Genomic DNA, 23,972 nt, shown 5'->3' with positions numbered 1-23,972 from the left:
AATTTAAATGTTAACAGTTATTGATCATCCGTTAATTAAGCATAAGCTAACAGTTATGCGAAAAAAAGATACGGGGACGAAGGATTTTCGTCAAAACTTAGATGAAATTGGAGGTTTAATGGTTTATGAAATCACACGTGATTTACCGTTGAAACCAGTTGAAATTGAAACTCCAATTTGTCAGTACACTGGCTATGAATTGGCTAAAAAAGTGGTTATTGTTCCAATTCTACGTGCAGGACTTGGAATGGTAAATGGAATTCAGGATTTGATTCCAACCGCAAAAATTGCACATGTAGGTATGTATCGTGATGAAGAAACTTTGGAGCCTCATACTTATTTTGAAAAGTATCCAAAAAATTTAGATGAAGCTATCACAATTGTTGTGGATCCAATGTTGGCTACAGGTGGATCTAGTGTAGCAGCTATTGATATGGTGAAAAAGCAGGGAGCTACAAATATTAAATTAGTTTGTTTAGTTGGTGCACCGGAGGGTGTAAAAACAGTTGAAGAAGCGCATCCAGATGTAGATATCTATTTAGCTTCTTTAGATGATCATTTAAATGAACATGGATATATTGTTCCTGGTTTAGGAGATGCAGGGGATCGTATTTTCGGTACGAAGTAATTGATGAAACCTTACGCTTTTTCGGGAATGTTATGCACAAGCATGCTGATATTTGGCCTAATAGGATACAATATTGATGGTTGGTTACATACAACACCATTGTTTGTGATTGTGGGTTTGATGTACAGCATAATAGGGAGCATTATATTATTAATAAAAAAATCGAGGTAAAATGATGCAGCAAATGAATAAAAAAATAGAAAAATATACTATAATTCTAAGTTTAATTTGTTCCTTGATTTGTGCATTTGTTTTTCATTCTCAAATGATTCAAGTATTTATAGCTGTTTGGATAGGTTGTGCTACAGGTTTATTTGGGTATCATAAAATAGTTCAAATGGCTTTAAATATCCCGGCTGATGAAGGTGCAGGAAAAAAAGTGGGTACACAGGAATATATGAAAAGATATTTTATGTATGGCTTTGTTCTAGTGGTTTGTCAATTAATGAAATTGCCAATTTTGGCTGTTCTAGCTGGGCTTATGTGCAATAAGGGAGCTATTCTTTTATATGCACTAAAAGAAAAGGAGGATTTCCATGAGTGATGTAAGTGCAATTATCATTCACATCGGAAAGTTTTCTCTACAGATTCAGCAATCCATTCTTGTATGGCTTGGAATTTGTGTGTTCTTTGCGTTCTTCTTTTATTTTGCAGGGAAGAAGATTGAACAGCAGGATCCATCTAAAGCGAGCAAGGGGATTGTGTATATTTGCGAAGAGATGTATAACTTAGTGCTTTACATAATTAAAGATAACTTAAGGGAAACAACGAAGAAATATGTTCCAATGTTTGGCACTTTGACTGTGATGATGATTGTAAGTAACTTAATTGGTTTGATTGGCCTTCAAAATCCAACGAGCAATGTAAGTTTTAATGCGACTTTGGCTGTCACAATGTGGTTAATGATCCAAGGTAATGGTATTAAAAAAGGTGGATTATTAGCTCGTATGAAGGAATTGACAGAACCAATGTTCTTGTTGACACCATTAAATGTTATTGGTGAGTTGGCATTGCCTATTTCATTAACAATGCGTTTATTTGGTAATATTTTAGCAGGATATATCATTTCTATGTTGGTGTATACATTAATTAAAATGTTGATGCCAGTAGGATTATTAGGCTTATTAGTAACGCCATTTTTACATATGTATTTCGATATATTCTCAGGTGTAATTCAAACATATATCTTCTTTACCCTTAGCTCGTTCTTCTTAGGACAGCAGGTGGCAGCTCAGGAAGATTAATAAATAGGAGGAAAATAAAATGTTTAATGAATTTTTCGTACGTGGTATGGCTTGCTTAGGTGCAGGTATTGCGATGATTGCTGGTTTAGGTCCTGGTATTGGTCAGGGTATTGCAGCTAGTAAAGGTGCTGAAAGTGTTGGTCGTAACCCAGATGCAGCTAGTAAAATCCAGTCAATCATGGTATTAGGTATTGCCTTAGCTGAAACAACAGGTATCTATGCTTTGATCATTGCGATTTTATTGATTTTCATCAAAGGTTAATGATTGGGAGAATCGGTAATGATTGACTTTAATATTGACAATTATTTGCGAATTTCATTGACCGATGTTGTTTTGGTTTGTATTTCGACTTTTTTGATTGTGATGTTTGCCAAAAAATTCTTTTGGGAAAAATTACTAACATTAGTTCAAAAACGACAAGATTTAATTCAAGAAAATATCGATTCTTCAGTGGCTATTAAACAGCAGGCTGAAGATGTTAAAGAAAAGTATGATGAAAAATTGCGTAATGTATCGCAAGAAGCTCATACCATTCTTGTTTCAGCTAGAGCACATGCGGATCAAGAAAAACAGCAAATTATAAAAGAAGCAAATGACGAGGCTTTGCGCATTAAGAAAAACGCGAGTGAAGATATTGAACGTCAAAAGCGTGACGCTCAAAAGGAAATGAAAAAAGCAATTAGTGATGTTGCCTTAAGTGCTGCAAGTCAGTTGATTAAAAAAGAAATGGACAAAGAAACGCAGAAACAGTTTGTGGAAGACTTTATTGAACAGGCAGGCGATAAACAATGGTAGATTATACGCCTTATGCCCAGGCTCTATTTGAATTAGCCAAAGATTCAAAACAAGAAATTGAATGGATGGATGAATTAAAGCAAGTAGCACAAGTGATTACTTCAGTGCCTGAATTGTCTAAGATTCTAGCACATCCAAGTATTACTCGTGTTAAGAAAAAAGATATCATTCAAACAGCTTTTGAATCGCAAATAGACACAACTGTATTTCGTTTCTTGCTTGTGTTAAATGAGCATAATGAACTTTCTCATCTTGATAAAATTAGTGATGCGTATGAAGAGTGTTACCGAAAGAAACATAAGATTGAAATTGTTAAAGTAACAAGTGCATCAAAACTTGATGAAGATCAATTATCAAGATTGAAAGAAATGTTAGAGAAAAAATTAGATAAAACACTTGAGCTTGAGGTTCAGGTGGATCCATCTTTGATTGCAGGTATTAAGGTACAGGCAAATGATTTGGTGATGGATAATACGGTCGTTGCAAAGATTGATGCAATGAAGGAAGCAATAAATAGATAAGCAGGTGATATGATGAGTTTAAATCCAGCAGAGATTTCAAAATTAATCAAAGCTCAGATTCAAAGTATCGACCAGGATCTTGAAATGAATGAAAGTGGTACTATCCTAACAGTTGGTGATGGTATCGCAACGGTATATGGATTAAAAAATGCCATGATGAGTGAATTGTTGTTATTCCCTCACGATGTATATGGTATGGTCATGAACTTAGAAGACGAACAAGTAGGTGTCGTATTACTAGGTGATAATTCAGATATCAAAGAGGGTGACGTTGTAAAACGTACAGGACATATCATTGAAGTTCCAGTTGGTGATAGTTTGATGGGTCGTGTTGTCAATGCATTAGGACAACCGATTGATGGTTTAGGTGAAATCAAAACAGATAGAACACGTCCAGTGGAACGTGTAGCTCCAGGTGTAATGACAAGAAAGAGTGTTTCTGTCCCATTACAAACTGGTTTAAAAATTATTGACTCTATGATTCCAATTGGTCGTGGACAACGTGAGTTGATCATTGGTGATCGTCAAACAGGAAAAACGGCTATCGCAATCGATACGATTTTGAATCAAAAAGGTCAAAATGTAAAATGTATTTATGTTGCGATTGGTCAAAAGGCAAGTACTGTAGCTCAAATCGTTGAAAAATTAAAACAACACGGAGCTATGGAATATACTACAATCGTAGCGGCAACAGCTTCTGAAGCTGCACCATTACAATATATTGCACCGTATGCAGGTTGTGCAATGGGTGAAGAATGGATGGAAAACGGAGAAGACGTATTAATTGTTTATGATGATTTATCAAAACATGCCGTAGCTTACCGTACACTGTCATTACTTCTTCGTCGTCCTCCTGGACGTGAAGCATATCCTGGAGATGTATTCTACTTACATTCACGTTTATTAGAGCGTGCTGCTCGTTTAAATGAGAATTATGGTGGTGGATCTTTAACCGCTTTACCAATTATTGAAACACAAGCAGGAGATATTTCTGCCTATATTCCGACAAACGTAATTTCAATTACAGATGGACAGATCTTCTTAAAGACAGATATGTTTAACGAAGGTATTCGTCCAAGTGTAGATAGTGGTTTAAGTGTTAGTCGTGTAGGTAGTGCTGCACAGACAAAAGCAATGAAGCAGGTTTCTGGTTCATTAAAGCTTGAGCTTGCTCAATACCGTGAAATGGAATCTTTTGCGAAATTTGGATCTGACTTGGATGCAAGCACAAAGGATGTATTGGATCATGGTGCACGCTTAACGCAATTATTGATTCAAAAACAATATTCACCATTAACCGTTCCAGAACAGGTTCTATCTTTATATGCTGCTAAGAATAGATATTTAAAACCTGTTGAAGCAGAAGATGTAGGTGAATTTGAACAAGGAATGTTAGAGTATGTACATCGTGAATATCCTTATGTATTGGATCAAATCGATATGAAAAAGGCAATTGACGATGAATTAGAAGCTGATATCAAGAAGGCTTTGGATGCTTACGCAAAACAATATGCGCTAGAAAAGGGTGCGCAACATGGCACAGAGTAGACAGGCAATCCAGGCTCGAATCAGTTCCGTTAGTTCAACCAAAAAAATCACAAAAGCAATGCAGCTGATTGCTTCAAGTAAATTAACTAGACAAAGACAAATTATGGAAGAAAACCGTAGCTATGCACAAGGCTTACAGGAACTTTTCACAATGGTATTGCGTAGTGCTGGAAATGATTCAATATATTTGAATGAAAATCAAGGAAAGCCTAGCTTTATCTTTGTGATCACAAGTGATATGGGACTTTGTGGAGGCTATAATGCCAATGTATATCGTATGATACAGGATGAGTTTTCTGAAAAGGATCATGTAGTAATGATTGGAAATCGTGGTGGTGCATGGATTTCAAAAAGAAACTACAATGTAAAAAATGTTTTAAGTGATCTTGACGAGGATGATGTATATAATGCTTTATCGAAATGTATGCAGGATGCATTAGACTTGTTTGAAAAGAAAGAAATTTCAAAAATTCAAATTTTATATACGCACTATAAGAACACATTGACATTCGTTCCTACTTTAGAAACAGTATTACCTGTTTCTAAGCCTCAGGAAGAAAAGAAATCGGGCTTACATGCAGATATGATTTTTGAACCAGATAAGGAAACAATGCTTCAAAACATGATTCCAATGGTGACAAAATCAATTTTATACTCTCGTTATTTAGAGAGTAAAACAAGTGAGCAGGCCTCTCGAAGAATGGCAATGGAGAGTGCAACTGACAATGCTGATCAATTGCAGAATGATCTTGAACTTGCATATAACCGTGTACGTCAAGGTGCAATCACGCAAGAAATCACTGAAATTGTCGGTGGTGCAAATGCACTTTCATAAAGGAGGGTAAACATGAGTCAAAATATTGGAAAAGTCGTTGAGATCATTGGTCCGGTTGTTGATATTCAATTTTCACAGAATAATTTACCAGATTTATTAACGGCAATTGAAATTGAACGCCCAAATGAAGAAAATCTAATTGTAGAAGTCGAACAAGATATTGGTGCCGATCGAGTACGTTGTATTGCGATGGGAAGTACTGATGGTTTAGTACGTGGTATGAATGCCATTGATACAGGAAAACCAATTCAAGCTCCTGTTGGAGAAAATGTATTAGGTCGTATGTTTAACGTATTGGGTAAGCCAATTGATGGGTTAGGAGATGTAGATGCAGATACTATGCCAATTCATAGAAAAGCACCTGCATTTGATGAACAAAGTACAACTAGTGAACCATTAGAAACGGGTATTAAAGTTATCGACTTACTATGTCCATACGCTAAGGGTGGTAAGATTGGATTATTCGGTGGTGCCGGAGTAGGTAAAACCGTATTGATTCAGGAATTGATCCACAATATTGCGAAAGAACATGGTGGAAAATCAGTCGTAGTAGGTGTTGGAGAAAGAACTCGTGAAGGAAATGATATGTATCACGAGATGAAAGACAGCGGCGTATTAGATAAAACGGTATTGGTTTATGGACAGATGAATGAAAGTCCAGGAGCTAGAATGCGTGTAGGATTAACAGGTCTTACAATGGCAGAATATTTCCGTGATGTAGAACACCAGGACGTATTGTTATTTATTGATAATATCTTCCGTTTTACACAGGCAGGATCTGAGGTAAGTGCCTTATTAGGACGTGTTCCTAGTGCCGTTGGATACCAACCTACATTAGCTACAGAAATGGGACAGTTACAAGAAAGAATCACATCAACAAAGGATGGTTCTATCACTTCTGTACAGGCTATTTATGTGCCTGCAGATGACTTGACTGACCCAGCTCCAGCCACAACCTTCTCTCACTTGGATGCAAAGACAGTATTGGACCGTGATATTGCGGCATTAGGTATTTATCCAGCCGTAGATCCACTTGAATCTAGTTCTCGTATCTTGGATCCACTTGTAGTTGGTGAAAAGCATTATAAGGTTGCTCGTGGTGTTCAGAATATTTTACAGAGATATAAAGATTTACAAGATATCATTGCCATCTTAGGTATGGATGAATTAAGTGAAGAAGATAAGAAAATCGTAAACCGTGCACGTCGTGTACGTAACTTCTTGTCTCAACCATTTAACGTAGCCGAAGTATTCTCTGGTATTCCAGGAAAATATGTACCTTTGGAAGATACAATTCGTAGTTTTGAACGCTTACTAGCTGGTGAATTTGATGATCTTCCTGAACAAGCATTTATGTTTGTTGGAACAATTGAAGAAGCACAGGAAAAAGCTAAAAAAATGGCTGGTGAATAGTCATGATTGCTTTTAAAGTAGTAACACCAAAAGGCGAATATTTAAAGCAGGAAGTCAAGAGTATTCATGTAAAGACGGTTGTTGGAGAAACGACAATTTTACCGAATCACATGCCTATCTTTGCATCTTTAGTTCCTTGTAAGCTTGTTTTAAAGAATGAAAATGATGAAGAAGAAATTTATGCGATTTCTGGTGGCTTTTTACAGTTCAACAAAAACGAAGGTATGATTCTAGCTGATGCGATCGAGGGTAAAAAGGATATTGACCTTGAGCGTGCAAAAAAATCAATGGAGCGTGCTAAGGCGCGTTTAGAGAAAAAAGATTCAAATACGAATCTAAAAAGAGCTCAATTATCATTGGAAAGAGCAATAAATAGAATTCATGTATATGGCGAGTAATCCTCGCCATATTTTCTTTTTGTTAAAATTTAGCAAACTTGTTGCATAAGTGCTAAAAATGAGTATAATAGTATTTAGCAGTTAGAACAGTTAAGTGCTAAAAGGAGGATGAATTATGTTACAACCTTTACATGATTATGTTTTATTAAAGAAAGAAAAAGAAGAGAAAACAACCGCAAGTGGAATTATTTTAACGAGTGGTAAAGAAAAGTCAAAATTGGCTGTTGTCGCAAGTATTGGAGCTGACGTTAAAGATGCTGGATATGCTTGTGGTGATAAAGTTTTATATAAAGAATATTCAGGAACTACAATGAAAGTTGACGATGAAGAATTTATCGTTATTAAAGATGAAGATATCATTGCAGTTAGTAAGTAGTAGGAGGTAATGAATGATGGCTAAAGAAGTACGTTTTTCAAAAGATGCTCGCGAATCAATGTTAAGAGGTGTTAACACATTAGCAAATGCGGTTCGTGTTACTTTAGGTCCTAAAGGACGTAATGTTGTTCTTGAAAAGGAATATGGATCACCATTGATCACAAATGATGGTGTAAGCATTGCCAAAGAAATTGAATTGGAAGATAAGTTTGAAAACATGGGTGCTAAATTGGTGTATGAAGTTGCCAATAAGACAAATGATACAGCTGGTGATGGAACAACAACAGCTACCATTTTAGCTCAAAGTATGATTGAAAATGGCTTACGCCAAGTCGATCGTGGCGCTAATCCAGTATTGATGCGTGAAGGTATCGAAAAAGCAGCTAAGGCTGTAAGTGAATATATCTTGTCTGTGTCTAAAAAAGTAGAAAGCAGTAAAGATATTGCCAATGTAGCAACAATTTCGTCTGGTTCTGAAGAAATTGGTCAAATCATTGCGAATGCGATGGAAAAGGTTGGACGCGATGGTGTGATTTCAACAGATGATTCTAAGGGATTTGAAACTGAGCTTGAAATCAGTGAAGGTATGCAGTATGACAAGGGCTATGTTTCTCCATATATGGTTAGTGATCGTGAAAAGATGGAAGCAACCATGGAAAATGCTTATGTTTTAGTCACAGATCAAAAGATCACAAATATTCAGGAAATCTTGCCTTTACTTGAACAATTGGTTCAGGCAAATCGTGCGCTATTGATTATTGCGGAAGATTTAGAAAATGAAGTAGTTTCTACTTTGGCATTAAATAAACTTCGTGGAACATTCAATGTAGTTGCGACTAAAGCTCCAGGCTTTGGTGACAACCAAAAAGAAATGTTGCAAGATATTGCGATTATGACAGGTGCTAAATTCTATTCAAAAGATTTGAATATGGAATTAAAAGATATGCAGTTATCTGATTTGGGTACCGTTAAAAAGATTGTTGTCACAAAAGATAATACAACAATGATTGGTGGAGCTGGAAGTAAAGAAGAAGTGGCTGCTCGTGTAGCCGAAATTGAAGCGCAAATGGAAAACACTACAAGTGATTATGATAAGAAACGTATGGCAGAGCGTTTAGGTAAATTGTCAAATGGTGTTGCGATCATTAAAGTGGGTGCTGCAACCGAAAGTGAATTGAAAGAAAAGAAACTACGTATTGAAGATGCATTAAACTCAACTCGTGCTGCTGTTAGTGAAGGTATTGTAGTTGGTGGTGGAGCTTGTTTAGTTAAGGCTTATGTGGCTTTGAAGGATGAAGTTAAATCCGATGTAGTGGATGTTCAAAAAGGTATCAAGGTTGTATTTGATGCATTACTAGCTCCAATCGCACAGATTGCCGATAATGCTGGATATAACAGTGAAGAAATTGTTGAAAGACAAAAAGAAGCCGGTGAAAATGTTGGATTTGATGCTAAAAATGGTCAATGGGTAGATATGATTGAATCAGGAATTATTGATCCTACAAAGGTAACTCGTAATGCATTAATGAATGCTTCAAGTATTTCAGCATTGTTCTTGACAACAGAGGCTGGAGTTGCGAAAATCGATAAAGATGAACCAGCACCTGCAATGCCTCAGGGAATGTATTAATAGTTGATTGAATAGCTAGAGTTTAAAAACTTTGGCTATTTTTTTTGTGTAAAGAAAGAGTTTGGAAATGATGTAAAATGTAAAACTAAATGTAAAATTAATTGTAATAAAATGTAAAAAAGACTTGAAAACGTTTTCCGCTTGCGTTATTATATCTGTACAATTCGAGGGAGGTATAGATTATGAAAGGTAAATTATTAAAAACATTTGCTTCTAGTGCTGTCGCATTAAGCATGTTAGTCGGATGTAGTTCGGGAAGTGGAACTGCTAGTACAGAATTAAAAGAGGGAGATACAGTCAAAATTGGTTTGAACTATGAATTATCGGGTGCTGTAGCTTCTTATGGTCAAGCGGAGTATAAAGGGGCTTCTCTTGCGATTAAACAATATAACGCAAATAAGGATTCAAAATATAAAATTAAAGCTGTCAAAATGGACAATAAAGGAGATGCGAGTGAATCTACTTCAGCTGCTACAAAATTGATGACTGAAGATGGGGTAGCCTTTGTGGTTGGACCTGCAACTTCAGGTGCTTCTATCGCAACATATCCAGTAGCTGATCAAAACCAAGTTCCAGTCATTTCACCATCAGCTACTCAGGTCGATGCAACAATGAATGGGGATTCTCCTTATGAATATGCATTCCGTATTTGTTTTGAAGATTCATATCAAGGTAAGGCAATGGCTAAATTTGGATATGAAAACTTAGGTAAGAAAAAAGCCGTAATTATCAATGAAGTTAGTGATTATGGAAAGGATCTTACTAAAGTATTTACAAAAAAATTTGAAGATTTGGGTGGAGAAGTTGTAGCTACAGAAAGCTATAACGCTAAAGATACTGACTTTGCCGGTATCATCACGAAAGTAAAAGATAAAGGTGCAGATGTATTATTCATTGCTGGTTACTATTCAGAAGCTGGATTAATTATTAAACAAGCTCGTGAAGCTGGTATGGATTGTACAATTTTAGGTGCTGATGGTTTTGAATCAGAAAAATTAGCAGAACTTGCAGGTAAAGAAAATTTGAATAACTGCTACTATTCAACTGCCTATACTACAGTCAATGCAAGTGATGATTTAACAGCATTTGTAGATGCATATACTAAAGAATATGGAGAAGCTCCAAATATGTTCTCTGCATTAACTTACGATGCAACAAACTTAGGTTTACAAGCCTTGGAAAAATCAGGTAAGACTGGTGCTGATCTACAAAAGGCAATTGCGGATACTAAATTTGATGGTTTAACTGGTTCATTTACTTTTGACAAAACACATTCACCTAAGAAATCTGTATTGGTTGTTAACTTAGTGGATGGTGTTCAAACGGAAGCCGTTTCAGTAGACCCAAATAAATAAGTCTTTGTTCAAAGGGGGAACAATTCCCCCTCTTTTTTAATAAGGAGGTTAGTATGACAGCTTTTTTACAACAACTAGTCAATGGTCTATCCTTAGGAAGTATTTACGCATTGATTGCCTTAGGATATACCATGGTTTATGGAATTATTAAATTGATCAACTTTGCACATGGAGATATCTATATGTTAGGAGCTTATTGTGCATTTCTAATAACAACATATTGTGGTTTAGGGTTTATTCCTGCACTATTAATTTCAATGATTTTTTGTGGTGTTGTAGGTGTATTGATTGAGCGCATCGCATACAAGCCACTTCGTCATGCGACTCGAATTACCGCATTGATTACAGCAATTGGTGTAAGTTATGTCTTGGAGTATGCAACACAATATATCATGGGTAGTGAAGTAAGAACTTATCCTAAATTATTAACAAGTGCATCATTTCATTTAGGACCTGTCACAATTACGATGCAGCAAGTTTATATTTTTGTGATTACCGTTGTTTTAATGGTTGTATTACAGTTCATTGTTCAAAAAACAAAAATGGGCCGTGCCATGCGTGCTGTTAGTGTAGATGAAGATGCAGCTCGTTTAATGGGAATCGATGTAGATAAAACAATTTCATTTACATTCTTATTAGGATCTGCTTTAGCAGGTGTTGCCGGCGTATTAGTAGGTATCTACTATAATTCAATTAATCCATTAATGGGGATGACTCCAGGGTTAAAAGCATTTATTGCTGCTGTATTTGGTGGTATTGGAAGTATTCCAGGTGCTATGATTGGTGGTTTATTTATTGGGATTGCCGAAACAATGGTTACTGCTTATGGAAGCTCATTATATAAAGATGCGATTGTCTACATTATATTGATTTTGATTTTGATTTTAAAACCAGCTGGTTTATTAGGTAAAAACGTTAGAGAGAAGGTGTAAGTCATGCGTAAAGAATTATTGAATAAGGCAAATCTTGCTTGGCTTTTACTTTCTATTGTATCTTTTGTAGTTCTAACCATTTTAATGAAAGTTGGAATTATTGGATCTTACTATGCGATTACTTTGTATAATATTTTTATTAATATTATTTTAGCTGTTTCGTTAAATTTAGTTATTGGTGTATGTGGCCAGTTTTCATTAGGACATGCTGGATTTATGTGTATTGGAGCTTATTGTGCTGGTATTATGGTAAAAATGATGCCAAATATGACGGGCTTAGTTATTGGAGTATTGCTTGGCTTTGTACTTTCAACCATTGTAGCTTTGATTGTCTCTATTCCAACATTGCGTTTGAAAGGGGATTATTTGGCGATTGCGACTTTGGGATTTGCGGAAATTGTACGTATCCTAGTGCAAAATATGGAAATCACAAATGGAGCGGCCGGATTAAATGGAATTCCTAAATTAACTACATTTCCATTGTTGTTTGTATGTTCCGTTATTTCTATTCTAGTTGTTTGTAACTTTACACATTCCGCTCCAGGAAGAGCTTGTTTATCGATTCGTGAAGACGAAATTGCTAGTGAGGCAATGGGTATCAATACGACAAAATATAAGGTTATTGCCTTTGTGATTGGAGCATTACTAGCTTCTTTAGCAGGCGCTTTATTCGCATGTAATTTTTATGTTATCAAACCGGATCAATTTACTTTTAACAAGTCAATTGACATCTTAGTTATGGTCGTATTTGGCGGTATGGGCTCTATGACATCAAGTGTTTTAGCAGCTGTTGCGATTGGTATTATCAATGTCGTTTTGGCAAACTTCTCAGAAATTCGAATGATTATTTATGGTTTGGCACTAGTTGGAATTATGATTTTTAAACCAACAGGTATCTTAGGAACTAAGGAATTATCTTTTAAAAAGTTATTTGATAAGCGAAAGGAGAAATCTGCATGAAAACTATTTTAAATGTTAAAAATCTGACAAAGAATTTTGGCGGTCTTTGTGCAGTCTCTAATGTATCAATGACAATCAATGAAGGAGAACTTATTGGTTTGATTGGACCCAATGGTGCGGGTAAAACAACATTATTCAACTTGTTGACAGGTGTATATGAACCAAGTAGTGGCTTGATTGAGTTAATGGATCAGGATAAAAGTATTCAGATTGGTGGATTGAAGCCTTATAAAATCACAAATCTAGGAGTTGCACGAACTTTTCAAAATATTCGTTTATTTAAATCAATGACAGTCTTAGAAAATGTTAAGGTTGCAATGCATAAAAATATTCGTTATGGAACATTAGCTGCAATTTTGCGTTTACCTTCATATTATAAAGAAGAAAAGTGGGTAGAAGAAAAGGCGGAAGAATTATTAAAAGAAGTGGGATTGTATTCTTTAAGAAATGAATTGGCGACAAATCTTCCATATGGAAAACAAAGAAGATTGGAGATTGCTCGTGCCTTGGCAATTCAACCAAAAATTCTTTATTTAGATGAGCCAGCGGCAGGTATGAATCCGCAGGAAACAAAAGAGTTGACGGAATTGATTGATCATATTCGAGAAAAATATAAATTAACTGTAATCCTGATTGAACATGATATGTCTTTGGTTATGAAGATTTGTGAGCGTATTTATGTTTTAAACTATGGTAAAATGATAGCGAATGGTACGCCTGAAGAAATTAAACAAAATGAGTTTGTTGTTAAGGCATACTTAGGAGAGGAGATCTAATATGGCAATGTTAGAGATAAAGGATCTTCATGTGCATTATGGTGTAATTGAAGCTTTAAAAGGTATTAGCCTAGAAGTAAATGAGGGTGAAATCGTAGCGTTAATTGGTGCCAATGGTGCAGGAAAAACAACAATGATGCAGTCAATTAGTGGCATTGTAAAAAAGACGAGTGGCGATGTCATGTTCTTAAATGAGTCAATTATGAAGGCCAATCCTAAACATATTGTTGAAATGGGTTTAACACAGGTGCCAGAAGGTCGTCGTATTTTTACAGGAATGAGCGTATATGAAAACTTGATGATGGGTGCTTTTTTACGAAAAGATAAGGATGGAATCAAACGCGATTATGAAAAGGTTTGTGAGCAGTTTCCTATCTTAAAAGAACGTATGAATCAGGATGCTTCTACTTTATCTGGTGGAGAACAGCAGATGTTAGCTATGGGGCGTGCTTTAATGGCTAAGCCTAAACTACTATTGCTGGATGAGCCAAGTATGGGGCTTGCTCCAATATTAGTTAAGGAAATCTTTAATATTATTGAAGAAATCAATAAATCGGGAACAACGGTTTTATTGGTTGAACAAAATGCTAAGATGGCCTTATCAATTGCGCATCGTGCCTATGTTTTAGAAACTGGAAAAGTTGTAATGTCAGGAACTGGAGAAGAATTAGCGAAAAGTCCGGACGTTCAAAAGGCATATCTAGGAGGATAATAAAGTATGTTTAAAGTTAAGGATTATATGACAAAAAATGTTATATGTGCTGAACCAGATGCAACGATTTCACAAATCATTGATTTAATGAAGGAAAAGGGGATTCACCGTGTTCCTGTTGTTGAAAAAGGAAAACTTGTTGGATTGATTACAGAAGGTATGATTTCTAATTCGGGTACAACGAATGCGACAAGCTTAAGCATATATGAATTAAATTATTTATTGTCAAAAACGACTGTAAGCACAGTGATGGTAAAAAAAGTCATTTCTGTCGATGAAAATGAATTGATGGAATATGCAACACAGAAGATGTTGAAAAACAACATTGGATGTTTGCCAGTCACGAATGCATCGGGAGATGTAACAGGAATTGTTACGCAAAATGACGTGTTTAAATGTTTCTTGAATGTTCTTGGATGGGATGAAGTCGGTTCAAGAATTACGGTTGCAGTAAAAGATGAGATTGGTGCGATTGGAAAATTATCCCAAATCTTTGTTGAGAATAATGTGAATATCAACCATATTGGTGTGTATTCCTTTGAAGGTGGAATTGCCAATCTAGTTATTCGTTGTGATACTACTGAACCAGATGATTTACAAGCAGATTTAGAGCGAAAAGGCTATAAAGTATTAGAGTGCTTTGTTCGTGATAAATAGAAAAAAAGGTCTAATTCACATGAATTAGGCCTTTAAGCTTTTTCTGGTACAACTACGGCTAAGCCGCCAAGTGCACTTTCTTTTAATTCAATTGGAAGCTTTTTACCTGTTAAATTCATTGTTTTAACAACCATATCAAAGCTTACACGATTCTTTTTTACATTACGTAAATATTTAGCAAGTCTTGCGGCATCCACGCTTCTTTGTGCAGCTACTGCATTTCTTTCAATACAAGGAATCATTACATATCCTCCAACTGGATCGCATGTTAATCCTAAATGGTGTTCTAATCCAATTTCAGCTGCACATTCGATTTGTTCGTTTGTTTGAAGCTGACAATAGGCAACAAAGGCAGCACCCATAGAGCAGGCAGCACCTACTTCGGCCTGACATCCGGCTTTGGCTCCTGAAATGGTTGCGTTTGTCTGAATTAAATTGCCAATCAATCCAGCAACTTTTAATCCTTGGATAATTGTCTTTTTAGGATAATTTTGATCATGATAGAAATGATATACAAGACTTGGAAGTACGCCGCAGCTTCCCATAGTTGGTGCTGTAACGACAATGCCTCCACTCGCATTTTGTTCATTAGCGGCATAGGCATAGCTGCTTAATAATAGGCTGTTTTTGTCTTGAATGTCATCACAGCTTTGTGCAGATTGATGTAAGGCGTGAGCTACACGATCAATTTTTAAGCTTCCTGGTAAAACACCCGTCTTTTTTAATCCAGTATTTACAGTTTTTAACATTTGTTTAAAGATTTGATTCATATAGGAATCAAAATCAGAGTCTTCTACTTCATCGATATACTGGTCCAAACGTAAATGACGTTCATTACAATATACTTGAATGTCATCCATTTTTGTGTGTGGATAAATTTCTGGATCTACATTGCCTTTTTTACCATCAATTTCAATTTTTCCACCACCAATAGAAACGAATGTATGTTCAGCGATTTTTGTATCTTGATCAAATACTTCGATAATCATTGTATTTGGATGCTCAACGGCTGTTTTCATATCAAAAATGATTTCGCATTTATTAGCACCTAATGTTTTTAAAATGATCTTATCTGTAAGGTGTCCTTTTCCTGTAAGAGCTAAAGATCCAAATAATGTAACTTTGAAATTTGTAGCTTCTGGATACTGTTCATTGATATACTTAGAAGCCATCATCGGACCGAAGGTGTGAGAACTGCTAGGTCCTGGTCCGATTTTATAAATTGTCTTAATACTTTGCATGTCATTTTCCTTTCAGAACCTTAATATATTATATGGTATTTTTTAGAAAAGTGATAATGTAAAATTATATATTTTTTAATAAAAATTAAGATTCTAATATGATAGAATATAAAGGATTAAAGATATTAAATAAGGGGAAAGGGAGAGAACTGTGGTATTTTCTAGTTTATTATTTGTGTTTGCGTTTTTCACTCCACATCTAGTGGTTTATTTTTTTGCTCCTAAAGAGAAGAAAAACTTGGTTTTATTAGTATCCAGTTTGATTTTTTATGCATGGGGTGGACCGAAATATTTGTTGCTTCTAATGCTAGAGACTTTTATTAGTTGGTACTTTGCATTAAAAATGAAGGATTCAAAGAAATCGAAACTTTACATGATTGTCGCATGTATTTGTTTATTAGGCTTGTTGGCAATATTTAAATATACTGGTTTCTTTTTGAATAACTTGAAGTTTTTTATTCATTGGCCTTCAAAAGTTCCAACAATTATTTTGCCAATTGGTATTTCTTTTTATACATTCCAATTGTTGTCATATGTTGTAGATGTATATAGAAAAGAAGTGACTCCTCAAGAAGATTATTGGAAATTGTTGCTGTATTCAAGTCTTTTTCATCAATGTATTGCAGGGCCTATCGTGCGTTATGAAACGGTTCAAAATGAAATCGACAACAGAAAAGTTTCTTTTAACGATGTAGCTTATGGTTTTAGAAGATTCAGTATTGGATTGGCGAAAAAAGCTATTCTTGCGAATTCATGTGCATCTATTACAGATACATTACTTCCAGGAGGGATAGAGGGAATCCATGGACAATCTGCTCTAGGAATCTGGTTGGCTATGATTTGTTATATGCTGCAAATTTACTTGGATTTCTCAGCATATTCAGATATGGCTATTGGAATGGGAAGAATGATTGGTTTCCATTATCTAGAAAACTTTAACTATCCATATATTGCTAAAAGCGTTAAGGATTTTTGGCGTAGATGGCATATTTCTTTAAGTTCATTTTTTAGAGACTATGTGTATATTCCATTAGGTGGAAATCGTGTCAGTCAGAAAAAATGGATTCGAAACATGTTTGTTGTGTGGTTTTTAACGGGTATGTGGCATGGAGCAAGCTGGAATTATATTTTATGGGGATTATATTATTTGTGTTTCCTATTGCTAGAAAAATTCTATATTAAGGATCGAATTCCAGATAAATGGAAACATGTCTATACTTTGATAGTTATTTTCTTTGGATGGATTATATTTAAATATTCTGATTTATCACAATTAGGAGCTGTTTTATTAGGCATGTTTGGAATTGGATCTGCCGGATTCTATAGTATGGATGTTAAAACAGTATTTTTAAGTAATATATTCTTCTTAGTATTTTCAATGTTGGCTTGTACAACTTTGGGAAGATCACTACATAAGTATTTATTGAAAACATCAAATAAAAATGATGTGGTGATGGTATTGTATTCTATTTTTGATGCAATATTGCCATTTGTGTTGATGCTTATTTCGGTATTGGCTTTATTAGGAAATAGCTATAATCCGTTTTTATATTTCCAATTCTAGGGGGCAGTTATGAAACAAAAGAAACAATTTAGAATTTTGACGAAACTGATCTCTGTTATTTTGTGCTTATGTCTGATGTTTACAGGGTGTATTACAGGTGCTGCTTTTTTTGCAAGGCCATCTACGAGTGTTCTTGAGAAAAGAAAACTAACAGAGTTTCCAAAGTTTACAATGACTACATTTTTAAATGGTCAATATTTTAGTGAGATTTCTACTTGGTATTCAGATACATATCCAATGCGAGATTCATTGATGTCTGTATCTCAAAATATGAAGAATGTTTATGGTATCCACCAGGATACAATGGTGGTCGGAACTAAGAAGGAAGCTGATGCAATTCCTACGGATGAAAAAGCATCTAAGGAAGTTAAAACAGTTAAAGTTCCGGATAATTATTCCTTTGATGAGGATATGCAGAATCAAATTTTATCAAGCATGTATGTAAAAAATGGTGCTGCTTATAGTATGTATTATTTCACCCAAAATTCTGCGGATATCTATATCAAGGCTTTGAATCATTTCGCAAAAAGATTAAAAGGAACATCAAATGTATATTCATTATTAGTTCCAAATAATGCGGTGGTTTTATCCGATGAAGAACTTAAAAAATTAGGTGGTTCTGATATGAAACAAGCTATAGATTATTATTATAATAACTATAAAAATGTGACGGGTATTGATGCATATTCTTATATTGAAAAGGCAAAGGATCAGTATCTGTATTTTAAAACGGATCATCACTGGACGGCTTTAGGTGCGTACCAAGCTTATAAGGCATTCTGTAAGGAAAAGGGATGGAAACCTGAAAAGCTAGATAGTTTTGAAAAGAAAAGATTTGAACCATTCCTTGGAACAGCGTATGATCAATTGCGACTTCCTGAAATGGAGGCCAATCCAGATTATGTAGATGCCTATATTCCACATGCAACAAATGACATGGTGTATTGGGATGAGAATGGCAATAAAATCGATTATAACGTAATTGCGGATGTAAGTGATTGGTCAGCAAGTTCAGGATATTATTGCTTCATTGGTGGGGATAAGCCATTGAGTATCATTCAGAATCCTAAGAAGAAAAAAGGAAAATCTGTTTTGTTGGTTAAAGAATCCTATGGAAACAGTTTTGCACCATTCTTAGTCGATCATTATAAGACGGTATATATCGCGGATTTTAGATATACAAATATTAATATTGTCGATTATTGTAAAGAAAATAAAATTGATGATGTTATTTTTGAAAATAACATGTCAATTATTGGTAGTACAGAAGTTGCATCTAAATTTGATCAGATGGCTCGTGCTGGTGAATAAAAAAGACTGCAGAGGAATTAATCTTCTGCAGTTTCTTTTGTATATGAATCTAAATCATTTGGAAAATTGATCTTGTTTAATTTTTTGATGCTAAGTTCGATTGAAATATCAATATTTGCACTTGCTTCATCTACAGTTTGTTTACCTGTAAAGCTTAAAATCATGTGTGATATTTTTTTGTTTTTGATCGTAGCATCAAGTGTTGCGTTATCTAGTTTTACTGATCCCATGTTATCTAGAAGAGTGGCTAATTTTGATGTGTTGACTTTAAATGTGTATGTATCATTTTCCTTTTTTGAAGAGTCAAATAACTCACACAATTCATCGTCGGTTAAATCTAAGAAGGGATTATAGGCATTTAATTTTGAATTCTTTTTAAGTCCAATCTTATCGACTGTACTTTGTGTTTTTGTGCCCATGGAATTTAAATAGGTTTTTCCATCTTTGATATAAAAGTTTAAGAAATTATTTTGGACATTTTTGCCAGCAACAAGTCCAATATTGCTAGCAACTTGTAGATCTTCTTTTTGAAGAATTTGGGCATCAACATTCAATTTTGAATCTTTCATATCGAGGGTACCACTGATTTGGGCGCTTTTTAGATTCAATGTATTATCTAACGCGTTGAAGAAGGCGAGAATGTCTTCATTGTTTTTTGAATTTGAACATCCTGAAAGGGAAAGAGATAAAAAACAAGTTATTATTAGGGTTAATATTTTTTTCATTGGAAACTCCTTTAAACTTCTATATTGTATGCGTAATCAAAAGGGTTGTCAAAATGGATGAAGAAAAAAAGCACCTAATATGGGCAGGTGCTTAAAAGGGATAGGCAATATTTATAACCCATTTTCATGATTTTGTCAAGTTTTTCTTGACATTTGGTGGTTTTACTAGTAGTATAATAAATTGCATAATAGTGTAAGTTTTCAGATGAAAACTGCCTAGTATAGTACAAATTCGAACGAAAGGATGGCATGCATGGACAACAACAAAGCATATCGTATCGTCTCGTGTGGAAAAAAGTCTTCCCGCCGAGATTACTCAAAGGTTAGTGGTAAATTAGAGTTACCTAATCTTGTCGAAATCCAGACAGATTCATTTAAATGGTTTACGCAACAGGGTATCCAAGAAGTATTTGAAGAAATCTATCCAATTGAAAACTATGGAAAAAACATTCGTTTAAATTTCCTTCGTTATCATTTTGAAGAACCAAAATATAACGCAGAAGAATCAATGTATAGAGAATGCAATTTTGCAGCACCTCTTTATGCTGATATGGAATTGGAAGTTACAGACTCAGAAACTGGGGAAGTTGTAACAAAAAGCGAAGAAGTATATTTAGGGGATTTCCCTTTAATGACAGAAACTGGTACATTCATCATCAATGGTGCAGAACGTGTAATCGTTAGTCAGATTGTTCGTTCTCCTGGTGCATATTTTGCAGATAGCTATGATGAAAAAACAGGAAAACAAAATTTCAGCTGTGAATTAATTCCAAGTCGTGGTACTTGGTTGGAATTCATGACTGAACAAAAGAAAACTACAAATGGACGTTTGATCAATGTTTCTATTGACCGTCGTCGTAAAGTTTTATTCAGTATTTTATTTAAGGCAATCGGTATGTCTTTAAATATCGGAGTGAACGAAGATACTCATGATACAACAATGATGGAAACATTCCTTCGTGCAATGGGACGTAACTGGTCGGATGTTGCGACAGATGCGGAAGATCGTGAATACATGAATATGTATTTGTTGTTGTACACTGCTTTCTTTGGAAAATATGAAGAGATTGAAAATTCTTTATTGAATGATAAAGTAAAAACAACTCAGGAAGCATTGCTTTCTTTCTATGAAAACCAAAGAAGTGATGAAATCCCTACATTAGATGGATCAATCACTTTGATGCAGGCTAAGTTCTTTGATCACCGTCGTTATGACTTGACAAAGGCAGGTCGTTATAAATTACGTAAAAAATTAAATGCGATCGATCGTATGGCAGGTATGACACTAGCTCATGACATTGTGGATGTAAATGGCAATGTATTCATGGAAAAAGGTACTGTGGTTCACCGTGATGAAAGAAATGCATTACGTGAAGAATTGGCTAAGGGTACTTATTGTGTTGCTTACCCATTCCGTTCAGAATTCCATGAAGAAGATATCGTTTCTATTCCAACAAGCTGGACAACAGGATTAATTGGTCGTGTTTTAGCTAATGATGTTGAAACTGAGGATGCATATTTAGATGCTGGTACAGTTTTAACAGAACAAGATGTTTTAGCAATTCAAAAGGTTGTTGAAGAAGTAGAAATTTATGCAGGATTGTTTGCACAGCCAGTTAAATTAACTGCTGAAAATATGGATTCTGTATTTAACTATGGTCAACGTTTATATGCTCTTGGACGTTTAACAAATGCTCAAGGTGAAGATATTGTAGATGCAGATATGGAATTAGTTGCGAACCGTTATACAGTTGGCGTAACTCCAGATGCAGTTGATAGCGATGTTGAAATGCAAGTAAAACAACGTGCTTTAAGTGAAGATATCACAGCATGGTTGATTGGTGCTTGTGTGCAGGAAGTATATATCATCGATCAAAATGGTGATGAAGTACGTGTTGCAGGAAACGATCCATTCGCTAACAAACATACAATTACAGTTTCAGATATGTATGCATTCTTCTCATATAGCTTAAATGTTATGGAAGGTGTAGGAACAACAGATGATATCGATATGTTAGGTAACCGTCGTATTCGTTCTGTTGGTGAATTGATTCAAAACCAATTCCGTATTGGTTTATCTCGTATGGAACGTGTAGTTAAAGAACGTATGTCAATTCAGGAAATGGATAGCTTAACTCCAAGAAAATTGACAAATATTCGTCCTTTGACAGCTGCAATTAAAGAATTCTTCTCTAGTTCGCAGTTATCACAGTTCATGGATCAACAAAACCCTCTTGCTGAGTTGACAAACAAACGTCGTATTTCAGCCTTAGGTCCGGGTGGTATCAGCCGTGACCGTGCAAGTTTTGAAGTTCGTGACGTTCACAACTCTCACTATGGTCGTATTTGTCCAATCGAGACTCCAGAAGGACCAAACATCGGTTTGATCAACAACTTAACAACATATGCTCGTATCAATGAATATGGATTTATCCAAACGCCTTACCGTAAGGTAAATGCGGATGGTACAGTTAGTGAAGATACAGTTTATCTAAGTGCAGATGAAGAAGCAGATTATGTAATTGCTCAGGCCAATGAGGTTCGTGATGGTCATTTAGTAAATGAACGTGTCGTAGCTCGTAAGGCTGGTGAAACTATCATCGCTGACCGTAATGAAGTAGAACTTGCCGACGTCAGTCCTAAACAAATCGTATCTGTAGCGACTGCCTGTGTCCCATTCTTGGAAAACGATGATGCGTCTCGTGCCTTAATGGGTGCCAACATGCAGCGTCAGGCCGTTCCATTATTAGTTCCACATTCACCTTATGTAGGTACTGGTATTGAATATAAAATTGCGAAGGATTCAGGTGTTGGTATTGTCGCAAAACAAGATGGAGTTGTTGAATATGTAGACAGCTTGCGTATTGTTGTAAAAGATAATGAAGGTGAAAACCACACTTATCAATTACGTAAATTTGCTCGTTCAAACGCTAGTACTTGTATCAACCAACGTCCAATCGTAGAAGTTGGAGAAAAGGTTGAAAAAGGTGATATCTTAGCCGATGGTCCAAGTATGCAAAATGGTGAATTGGCTTTAGGTCAAAACGTTGTTATCGCATATACAACATGGCATGGATATAACTACGAGGATGCCATCATCATGTCAGAGCGTATGGTTAGTGATGATGTTTATACTTCAATCCACGTAGAAGAATATGATATTGATTGCCGTGAAACTAAGTTAGGTCCAGAAGAAATCACTCGTGATATTCCTAACGTTGGTGAAGCAGCTGTTCGTAAATTAGACTCTAGCGGTATCATTATGGTTGGTGCCGAAGTTAAAGAAGGAGATATCTTAGTTGGTAAGGTTACTCCAAAAGGACAAAGTGAAGTTAGTCCTGAAGAAAAATTATTATTGGCAATCTTTGGTGAAAAATCACGTGAAGTTCGTGACAATTCATTAAAAGTACCTCATGGTGGTGCTGGTATTGTTCATTCTATCCGTGTATTTAAACGTGGAGATGGATCGGATCTTCCTCCTGGAGTAAATATGCGTGTTAAAGTATATATCGTTCAGAAACGTAAGATTTCTGAAGGTGATAAAATGTCTGGTCGTCACGGTAACAAAGGTGTCATCTCTAAGATTTTACCTATCGAAGATATGCCATTTATGGCTGATGGACATCCAGTAGATATCTTGTTGAACCCATTCGGTGTACCTTCTCGTATGAACATTGGACAGATTTTAGAAATCCACTTAGGTTACGCAGCTCGTAAATTAGGTGTTAAATTCTCTACTTCTGTATTTGATGGTTTATCAAATGAAGACTTACAGGATGTAATGCGCGAAGCTAGCATGACTGTCGATGGAAAACAGGTATTGTACGATGGACAAACTGGACAACCATTTGATGAACGTATTAGTGTTGGTGTAATGTACATGATCAAGTTGGCCCACATGGTTGACGATAAATTGCATGCTCGTGCTACAGGTCCATATTCTTTAGTTACTCAGCAGCCATTGGGTGGTAAAGCTCAAAATGGTGGTCAGAGATTTGGAGAAATGGAAGTTTGGGCATTGGAAGCATATGGTGCTGCCCACACATTACAAGAAATCTTGACAATTAAATCAGATGATATTCAAGGTCGTATCAAGACTTATGAAGCTATCATTAAGGGTAAAGATATTCCAGAACCAGGAGTTCCAGAATCATTCCGTGTATTAATGCACGAATTACAAGGTTTAGCAATCGATATTCGTTTGTTAGATGAAAACAATAACGAGGTTGACATCACACTAGATGATGATGACCAGGATGTTCGTCAAGCTCAACCTTTACCAGAACAAACACAAAAGGAAGAGTTAGTAGACGATATTGAAGAGAATAACGAAGAAGAGGAGGCGTAGTA

At 35.5% G+C, this 23,972-nt stretch carries 24 protein-coding genes; 22 read left to right on the top strand and 2 right to left on the bottom strand.

Translation table 11 applies throughout. The features are described from left to right. Nucleotides 1-7: 7 nt before the first annotated feature. The 19 genes from upp to DWY01_RS03925 all read left to right on the top strand — a co-directional run bounded on the left by upp (nucleotide 8) and on the right by DWY01_RS03925 (nucleotide 14,781). Entirely contained in the window at nucleotides 8-628 is a 621-nt protein-coding gene (gene upp / locus DWY01_RS04015; RefSeq protein ID WP_117993425.1) for a uracil phosphoribosyltransferase, read from the top strand. A gap of 3 nt (nucleotides 629-631) precedes the next feature. Further along, nucleotides 632-799, top strand: a complete 168-nt coding sequence (locus tag DWY01_RS11955) for an AtpZ/AtpI family protein (protein ID WP_117572072.1) — start codon at nucleotides 632-634, stop codon at nucleotides 797-799. Between the two features lie 13 nt (nucleotides 800-812). Further along, entirely contained in the window at nucleotides 813-1,172 is a 360-nt protein-coding gene (locus DWY01_RS04005) for a hypothetical protein (protein ID WP_199519863.1), read from the top strand. Continuing rightward, nucleotides 1,165-1,872, top strand: a complete 708-nt coding sequence (locus DWY01_RS04000; RefSeq protein WP_117993420.1) for a F0F1 ATP synthase subunit A — start codon at nucleotides 1,165-1,167, stop codon at nucleotides 1,870-1,872. Before DWY01_RS04005 ends, DWY01_RS04000 begins: the two co-directional genes overlap by 8 nt. A 19-nt stretch (nucleotides 1,873-1,891) precedes the next feature. Next, nucleotides 1,892-2,134, top strand: coding sequence for an ATP synthase F0 subunit C (gene atpE, locus DWY01_RS03995; protein WP_003864774.1), 243 nt, complete (start codon nucleotides 1,892-1,894; stop codon nucleotides 2,132-2,134). Between the two features lie 18 nt (nucleotides 2,135-2,152). Continuing rightward, nucleotides 2,153-2,668, top strand: coding sequence for a F0F1 ATP synthase subunit B (gene atpF, locus DWY01_RS03990; RefSeq protein ID WP_117993418.1), 516 nt, complete (start codon nucleotides 2,153-2,155; stop codon nucleotides 2,666-2,668). Beyond that, nucleotides 2,662-3,189, top strand: coding sequence for an ATP synthase F1 subunit delta (gene atpH, locus DWY01_RS03985; RefSeq protein ID WP_117993416.1), 528 nt, complete (start codon nucleotides 2,662-2,664; stop codon nucleotides 3,187-3,189). Before atpF ends, atpH begins: the two co-directional genes overlap by 7 nt. 12 nt (nucleotides 3,190-3,201) lie before the next feature. Further along, entirely contained in the window at nucleotides 3,202-4,737 is a 1,536-nt protein-coding gene (atpA, locus tag DWY01_RS03980) for a F0F1 ATP synthase subunit alpha (protein ID WP_117993413.1), read from the top strand. Beyond that, on the top strand, nucleotides 4,724-5,572 hold the full coding sequence (gene atpG, locus DWY01_RS03975) for an ATP synthase F1 subunit gamma (RefSeq protein ID WP_117993411.1): 849 nt from the start codon (nucleotides 4,724-4,726) through the stop codon (nucleotides 5,570-5,572). The genes atpA and atpG overlap by 14 nt, the downstream gene beginning before the upstream one ends. Nucleotides 5,573-5,584: 12 nt before the next feature. After that, the gene (gene atpD, locus DWY01_RS03970; RefSeq protein WP_117993408.1) at nucleotides 5,585-6,985 is read left to right on the top strand and encodes a F0F1 ATP synthase subunit beta; all 1,401 of its coding nucleotides are present in this window, start codon (nucleotides 5,585-5,587) and stop codon (nucleotides 6,983-6,985) included. Between the two features lie 2 nt (nucleotides 6,986-6,987). Further along, complete coding sequence (atpC, locus tag DWY01_RS03965; protein ID WP_117993405.1) at nucleotides 6,988-7,383, top strand: ATP synthase F1 subunit epsilon; 396 nt, start codon at nucleotides 6,988-6,990, stop codon at nucleotides 7,381-7,383. Between the two features lie 115 nt (nucleotides 7,384-7,498). After that, nucleotides 7,499-7,759, top strand: a complete 261-nt coding sequence (locus tag DWY01_RS03960; RefSeq protein ID WP_117993403.1) for a co-chaperone GroES — start codon at nucleotides 7,499-7,501, stop codon at nucleotides 7,757-7,759. A 16-nt stretch (nucleotides 7,760-7,775) separates the two neighbouring features. Beyond that, the gene (gene groL / locus DWY01_RS03955; RefSeq protein ID WP_117993586.1) at nucleotides 7,776-9,389 is read left to right on the top strand and encodes a chaperonin GroEL; all 1,614 of its coding nucleotides are present in this window, start codon (nucleotides 7,776-7,778) and stop codon (nucleotides 9,387-9,389) included. A 182-nt stretch (nucleotides 9,390-9,571) separates the two neighbouring features. Then, on the top strand, nucleotides 9,572-10,744 hold the full coding sequence (locus tag DWY01_RS03950; RefSeq protein WP_117993401.1) for an ABC transporter substrate-binding protein: 1,173 nt from the start codon (nucleotides 9,572-9,574) through the stop codon (nucleotides 10,742-10,744). A 53-nt stretch (nucleotides 10,745-10,797) separates the two neighbouring features. Next, nucleotides 10,798-11,676 carry a branched-chain amino acid ABC transporter permease gene (locus tag DWY01_RS03945; RefSeq protein WP_117993398.1) on the top strand — a complete coding sequence of 293 codons (879 nt, stop codon included), beginning with the start codon at nucleotides 10,798-10,800 and terminating at the stop codon, nucleotides 11,674-11,676. 3 nt (nucleotides 11,677-11,679) lie between these two features. Continuing rightward, complete coding sequence (locus DWY01_RS03940; RefSeq protein ID WP_117993396.1) at nucleotides 11,680-12,636, top strand: branched-chain amino acid ABC transporter permease; 957 nt, start codon at nucleotides 11,680-11,682, stop codon at nucleotides 12,634-12,636. Next, nucleotides 12,633-13,412 carry an ABC transporter ATP-binding protein gene (locus tag DWY01_RS03935; protein WP_117993393.1) on the top strand — a complete coding sequence of 260 codons (780 nt, stop codon included), beginning with the start codon at nucleotides 12,633-12,635 and terminating at the stop codon, nucleotides 13,410-13,412. The genes DWY01_RS03940 and DWY01_RS03935 overlap by 4 nt, the downstream gene beginning before the upstream one ends. 7 nt (nucleotides 13,413-13,419) lie before the next feature. Then, entirely contained in the window at nucleotides 13,420-14,124 is a 705-nt protein-coding gene (locus tag DWY01_RS03930) for an ABC transporter ATP-binding protein (protein ID WP_117993583.1), read from the top strand. 6 nt (nucleotides 14,125-14,130) lie between these two features. After that, a complete protein-coding gene (locus DWY01_RS03925; RefSeq protein ID WP_117993391.1) occupies nucleotides 14,131-14,781 on the top strand; it encodes a CBS and ACT domain-containing protein in 651 nt (216 codons plus the stop codon). A gap of 32 nt (nucleotides 14,782-14,813) precedes the next feature. Here DWY01_RS03925 and DWY01_RS03920 read toward each other — a convergent pair whose 3' ends face one another. Continuing rightward, nucleotides 14,814-16,022: an L-serine ammonia-lyase, iron-sulfur-dependent, subunit alpha gene (locus DWY01_RS03920; RefSeq protein WP_117993388.1), complete on the bottom strand. Its 1,209-nt coding sequence runs from the start codon at nucleotides 16,020-16,022 to the stop codon at nucleotides 14,814-14,816. A 151-nt stretch (nucleotides 16,023-16,173) separates the two neighbouring features. Here DWY01_RS03920 and DWY01_RS03915 point away from each other — a divergent pair, with 151 nt between their 5' ends. Then, on the top strand, nucleotides 16,174-17,586 hold the full coding sequence (locus DWY01_RS03915) for an MBOAT family protein (RefSeq protein ID WP_117993386.1): 1,413 nt from the start codon (nucleotides 16,174-16,176) through the stop codon (nucleotides 17,584-17,586). A gap of 9 nt (nucleotides 17,587-17,595) precedes the next feature. Next, the gene (locus DWY01_RS03910) at nucleotides 17,596-18,897 is read left to right on the top strand and encodes a DHHW family protein (RefSeq protein WP_117993383.1); all 1,302 of its coding nucleotides are present in this window, start codon (nucleotides 17,596-17,598) and stop codon (nucleotides 18,895-18,897) included. A 17-nt stretch (nucleotides 18,898-18,914) separates the two neighbouring features. Here the strand turns inward: DWY01_RS03910 and DWY01_RS03905 are convergent, their stop codons facing one another. Next, on the bottom strand, nucleotides 18,915-19,622 hold the full coding sequence (locus tag DWY01_RS03905) for a hypothetical protein (RefSeq protein WP_147332156.1): 708 nt from the start codon (nucleotides 19,620-19,622) through the stop codon (nucleotides 18,915-18,917). Nucleotides 19,623-19,866: 244 nt separating this feature from the next. Between DWY01_RS03905 and DWY01_RS03900 the strand changes: the two genes are divergently transcribed. Further along, nucleotides 19,867-23,970, top strand: coding sequence for a DNA-directed RNA polymerase subunit beta (locus tag DWY01_RS03900; protein WP_371412813.1), 4,104 nt, complete (start codon nucleotides 19,867-19,869; stop codon nucleotides 23,968-23,970). Nucleotides 23,971-23,972: the final 2 nt, after the last annotated feature.

Origin of the sequence: Eubacterium sp. AF22-8LB (assembly GCF_003458715.1) — a bacterium.
Lineage (GTDB): Bacteria > Bacillota_I > Bacilli_A > Erysipelotrichales > Erysipelotrichaceae > Holdemanella.
Note: the sequence above shows the minus strand (reverse complement) of the source record. Positions and strands in the feature narration are given on the sequence as shown.

Excerpts from the sequence above, each read along its gene's own strand:
- DWY01_RS03940 (WP_117993396.1), top strand. The coding sequence starts at position 11,680 with ATGCGTAAAGAATTATTGAATAAGGCAAATCTTGCTTGGCTTTTACTT.
- DWY01_RS03930 (WP_117993583.1), top strand. The coding sequence starts at position 13,420 with ATGTTAGAGATAAAGGATCTTCATGTGCATTATGGTGTAATTGAAGCT.
- groL (WP_117993586.1), top strand. The coding sequence starts at position 7,776 with ATGGCTAAAGAAGTACGTTTTTCAAAAGATGCTCGCGAATCAATGTTA.
- atpF (WP_117993418.1), top strand. The coding sequence starts at position 2,153 with ATGATTGACTTTAATATTGACAATTATTTGCGAATTTCATTGACCGAT.
- DWY01_RS03905 (WP_147332156.1), bottom strand. The coding sequence starts at position 19,622 with ATGAAAAAAATATTAACCCTAATAATAACTTGTTTTTTATCTCTTTCC.
- DWY01_RS11955 (WP_117572072.1), top strand. The coding sequence starts at position 632 with ATGAAACCTTACGCTTTTTCGGGAATGTTATGCACAAGCATGCTGATA.
- atpH (WP_117993416.1), top strand. The coding sequence starts at position 2,662 with ATGGTAGATTATACGCCTTATGCCCAGGCTCTATTTGAATTAGCCAAA.
- DWY01_RS04000 (WP_117993420.1), top strand. The coding sequence starts at position 1,165 with ATGAGTGATGTAAGTGCAATTATCATTCACATCGGAAAGTTTTCTCTA.
- upp (WP_117993425.1), top strand. The coding sequence starts at position 8 with ATGTTAACAGTTATTGATCATCCGTTAATTAAGCATAAGCTAACAGTT.
- DWY01_RS03920 (WP_117993388.1), bottom strand. The coding sequence starts at position 16,022 with ATGCAAAGTATTAAGACAATTTATAAAATCGGACCAGGACCTAGCAGT.
- atpG (WP_117993411.1), top strand. The coding sequence starts at position 4,724 with ATGGCACAGAGTAGACAGGCAATCCAGGCTCGAATCAGTTCCGTTAGT.
- DWY01_RS04005 (WP_199519863.1), top strand. The coding sequence starts at position 813 with ATGAATAAAAAAATAGAAAAATATACTATAATTCTAAGTTTAATTTGT.
- DWY01_RS03945 (WP_117993398.1), top strand. The coding sequence starts at position 10,798 with ATGACAGCTTTTTTACAACAACTAGTCAATGGTCTATCCTTAGGAAGT.
- DWY01_RS03935 (WP_117993393.1), top strand. The coding sequence starts at position 12,633 with ATGAAAACTATTTTAAATGTTAAAAATCTGACAAAGAATTTTGGCGGT.
- atpA (WP_117993413.1), top strand. The coding sequence starts at position 3,202 with ATGAGTTTAAATCCAGCAGAGATTTCAAAATTAATCAAAGCTCAGATT.
- atpD (WP_117993408.1), top strand. The coding sequence starts at position 5,585 with ATGAGTCAAAATATTGGAAAAGTCGTTGAGATCATTGGTCCGGTTGTT.
- DWY01_RS03960 (WP_117993403.1), top strand. The coding sequence starts at position 7,499 with ATGTTACAACCTTTACATGATTATGTTTTATTAAAGAAAGAAAAAGAA.
- DWY01_RS03900 (WP_371412813.1), top strand. The coding sequence starts at position 19,867 with ATGGCATGCATGGACAACAACAAAGCATATCGTATCGTCTCGTGTGGA.
- atpE (WP_003864774.1), top strand. The coding sequence starts at position 1,892 with ATGTTTAATGAATTTTTCGTACGTGGTATGGCTTGCTTAGGTGCAGGT.
- atpC (WP_117993405.1), top strand. The coding sequence starts at position 6,988 with ATGATTGCTTTTAAAGTAGTAACACCAAAAGGCGAATATTTAAAGCAG.
- DWY01_RS03950 (WP_117993401.1), top strand. The coding sequence starts at position 9,572 with ATGAAAGGTAAATTATTAAAAACATTTGCTTCTAGTGCTGTCGCATTA.
- DWY01_RS03910 (WP_117993383.1), top strand. The coding sequence starts at position 17,596 with ATGAAACAAAAGAAACAATTTAGAATTTTGACGAAACTGATCTCTGTT.
- DWY01_RS03925 (WP_117993391.1), top strand. The coding sequence starts at position 14,131 with ATGTTTAAAGTTAAGGATTATATGACAAAAAATGTTATATGTGCTGAA.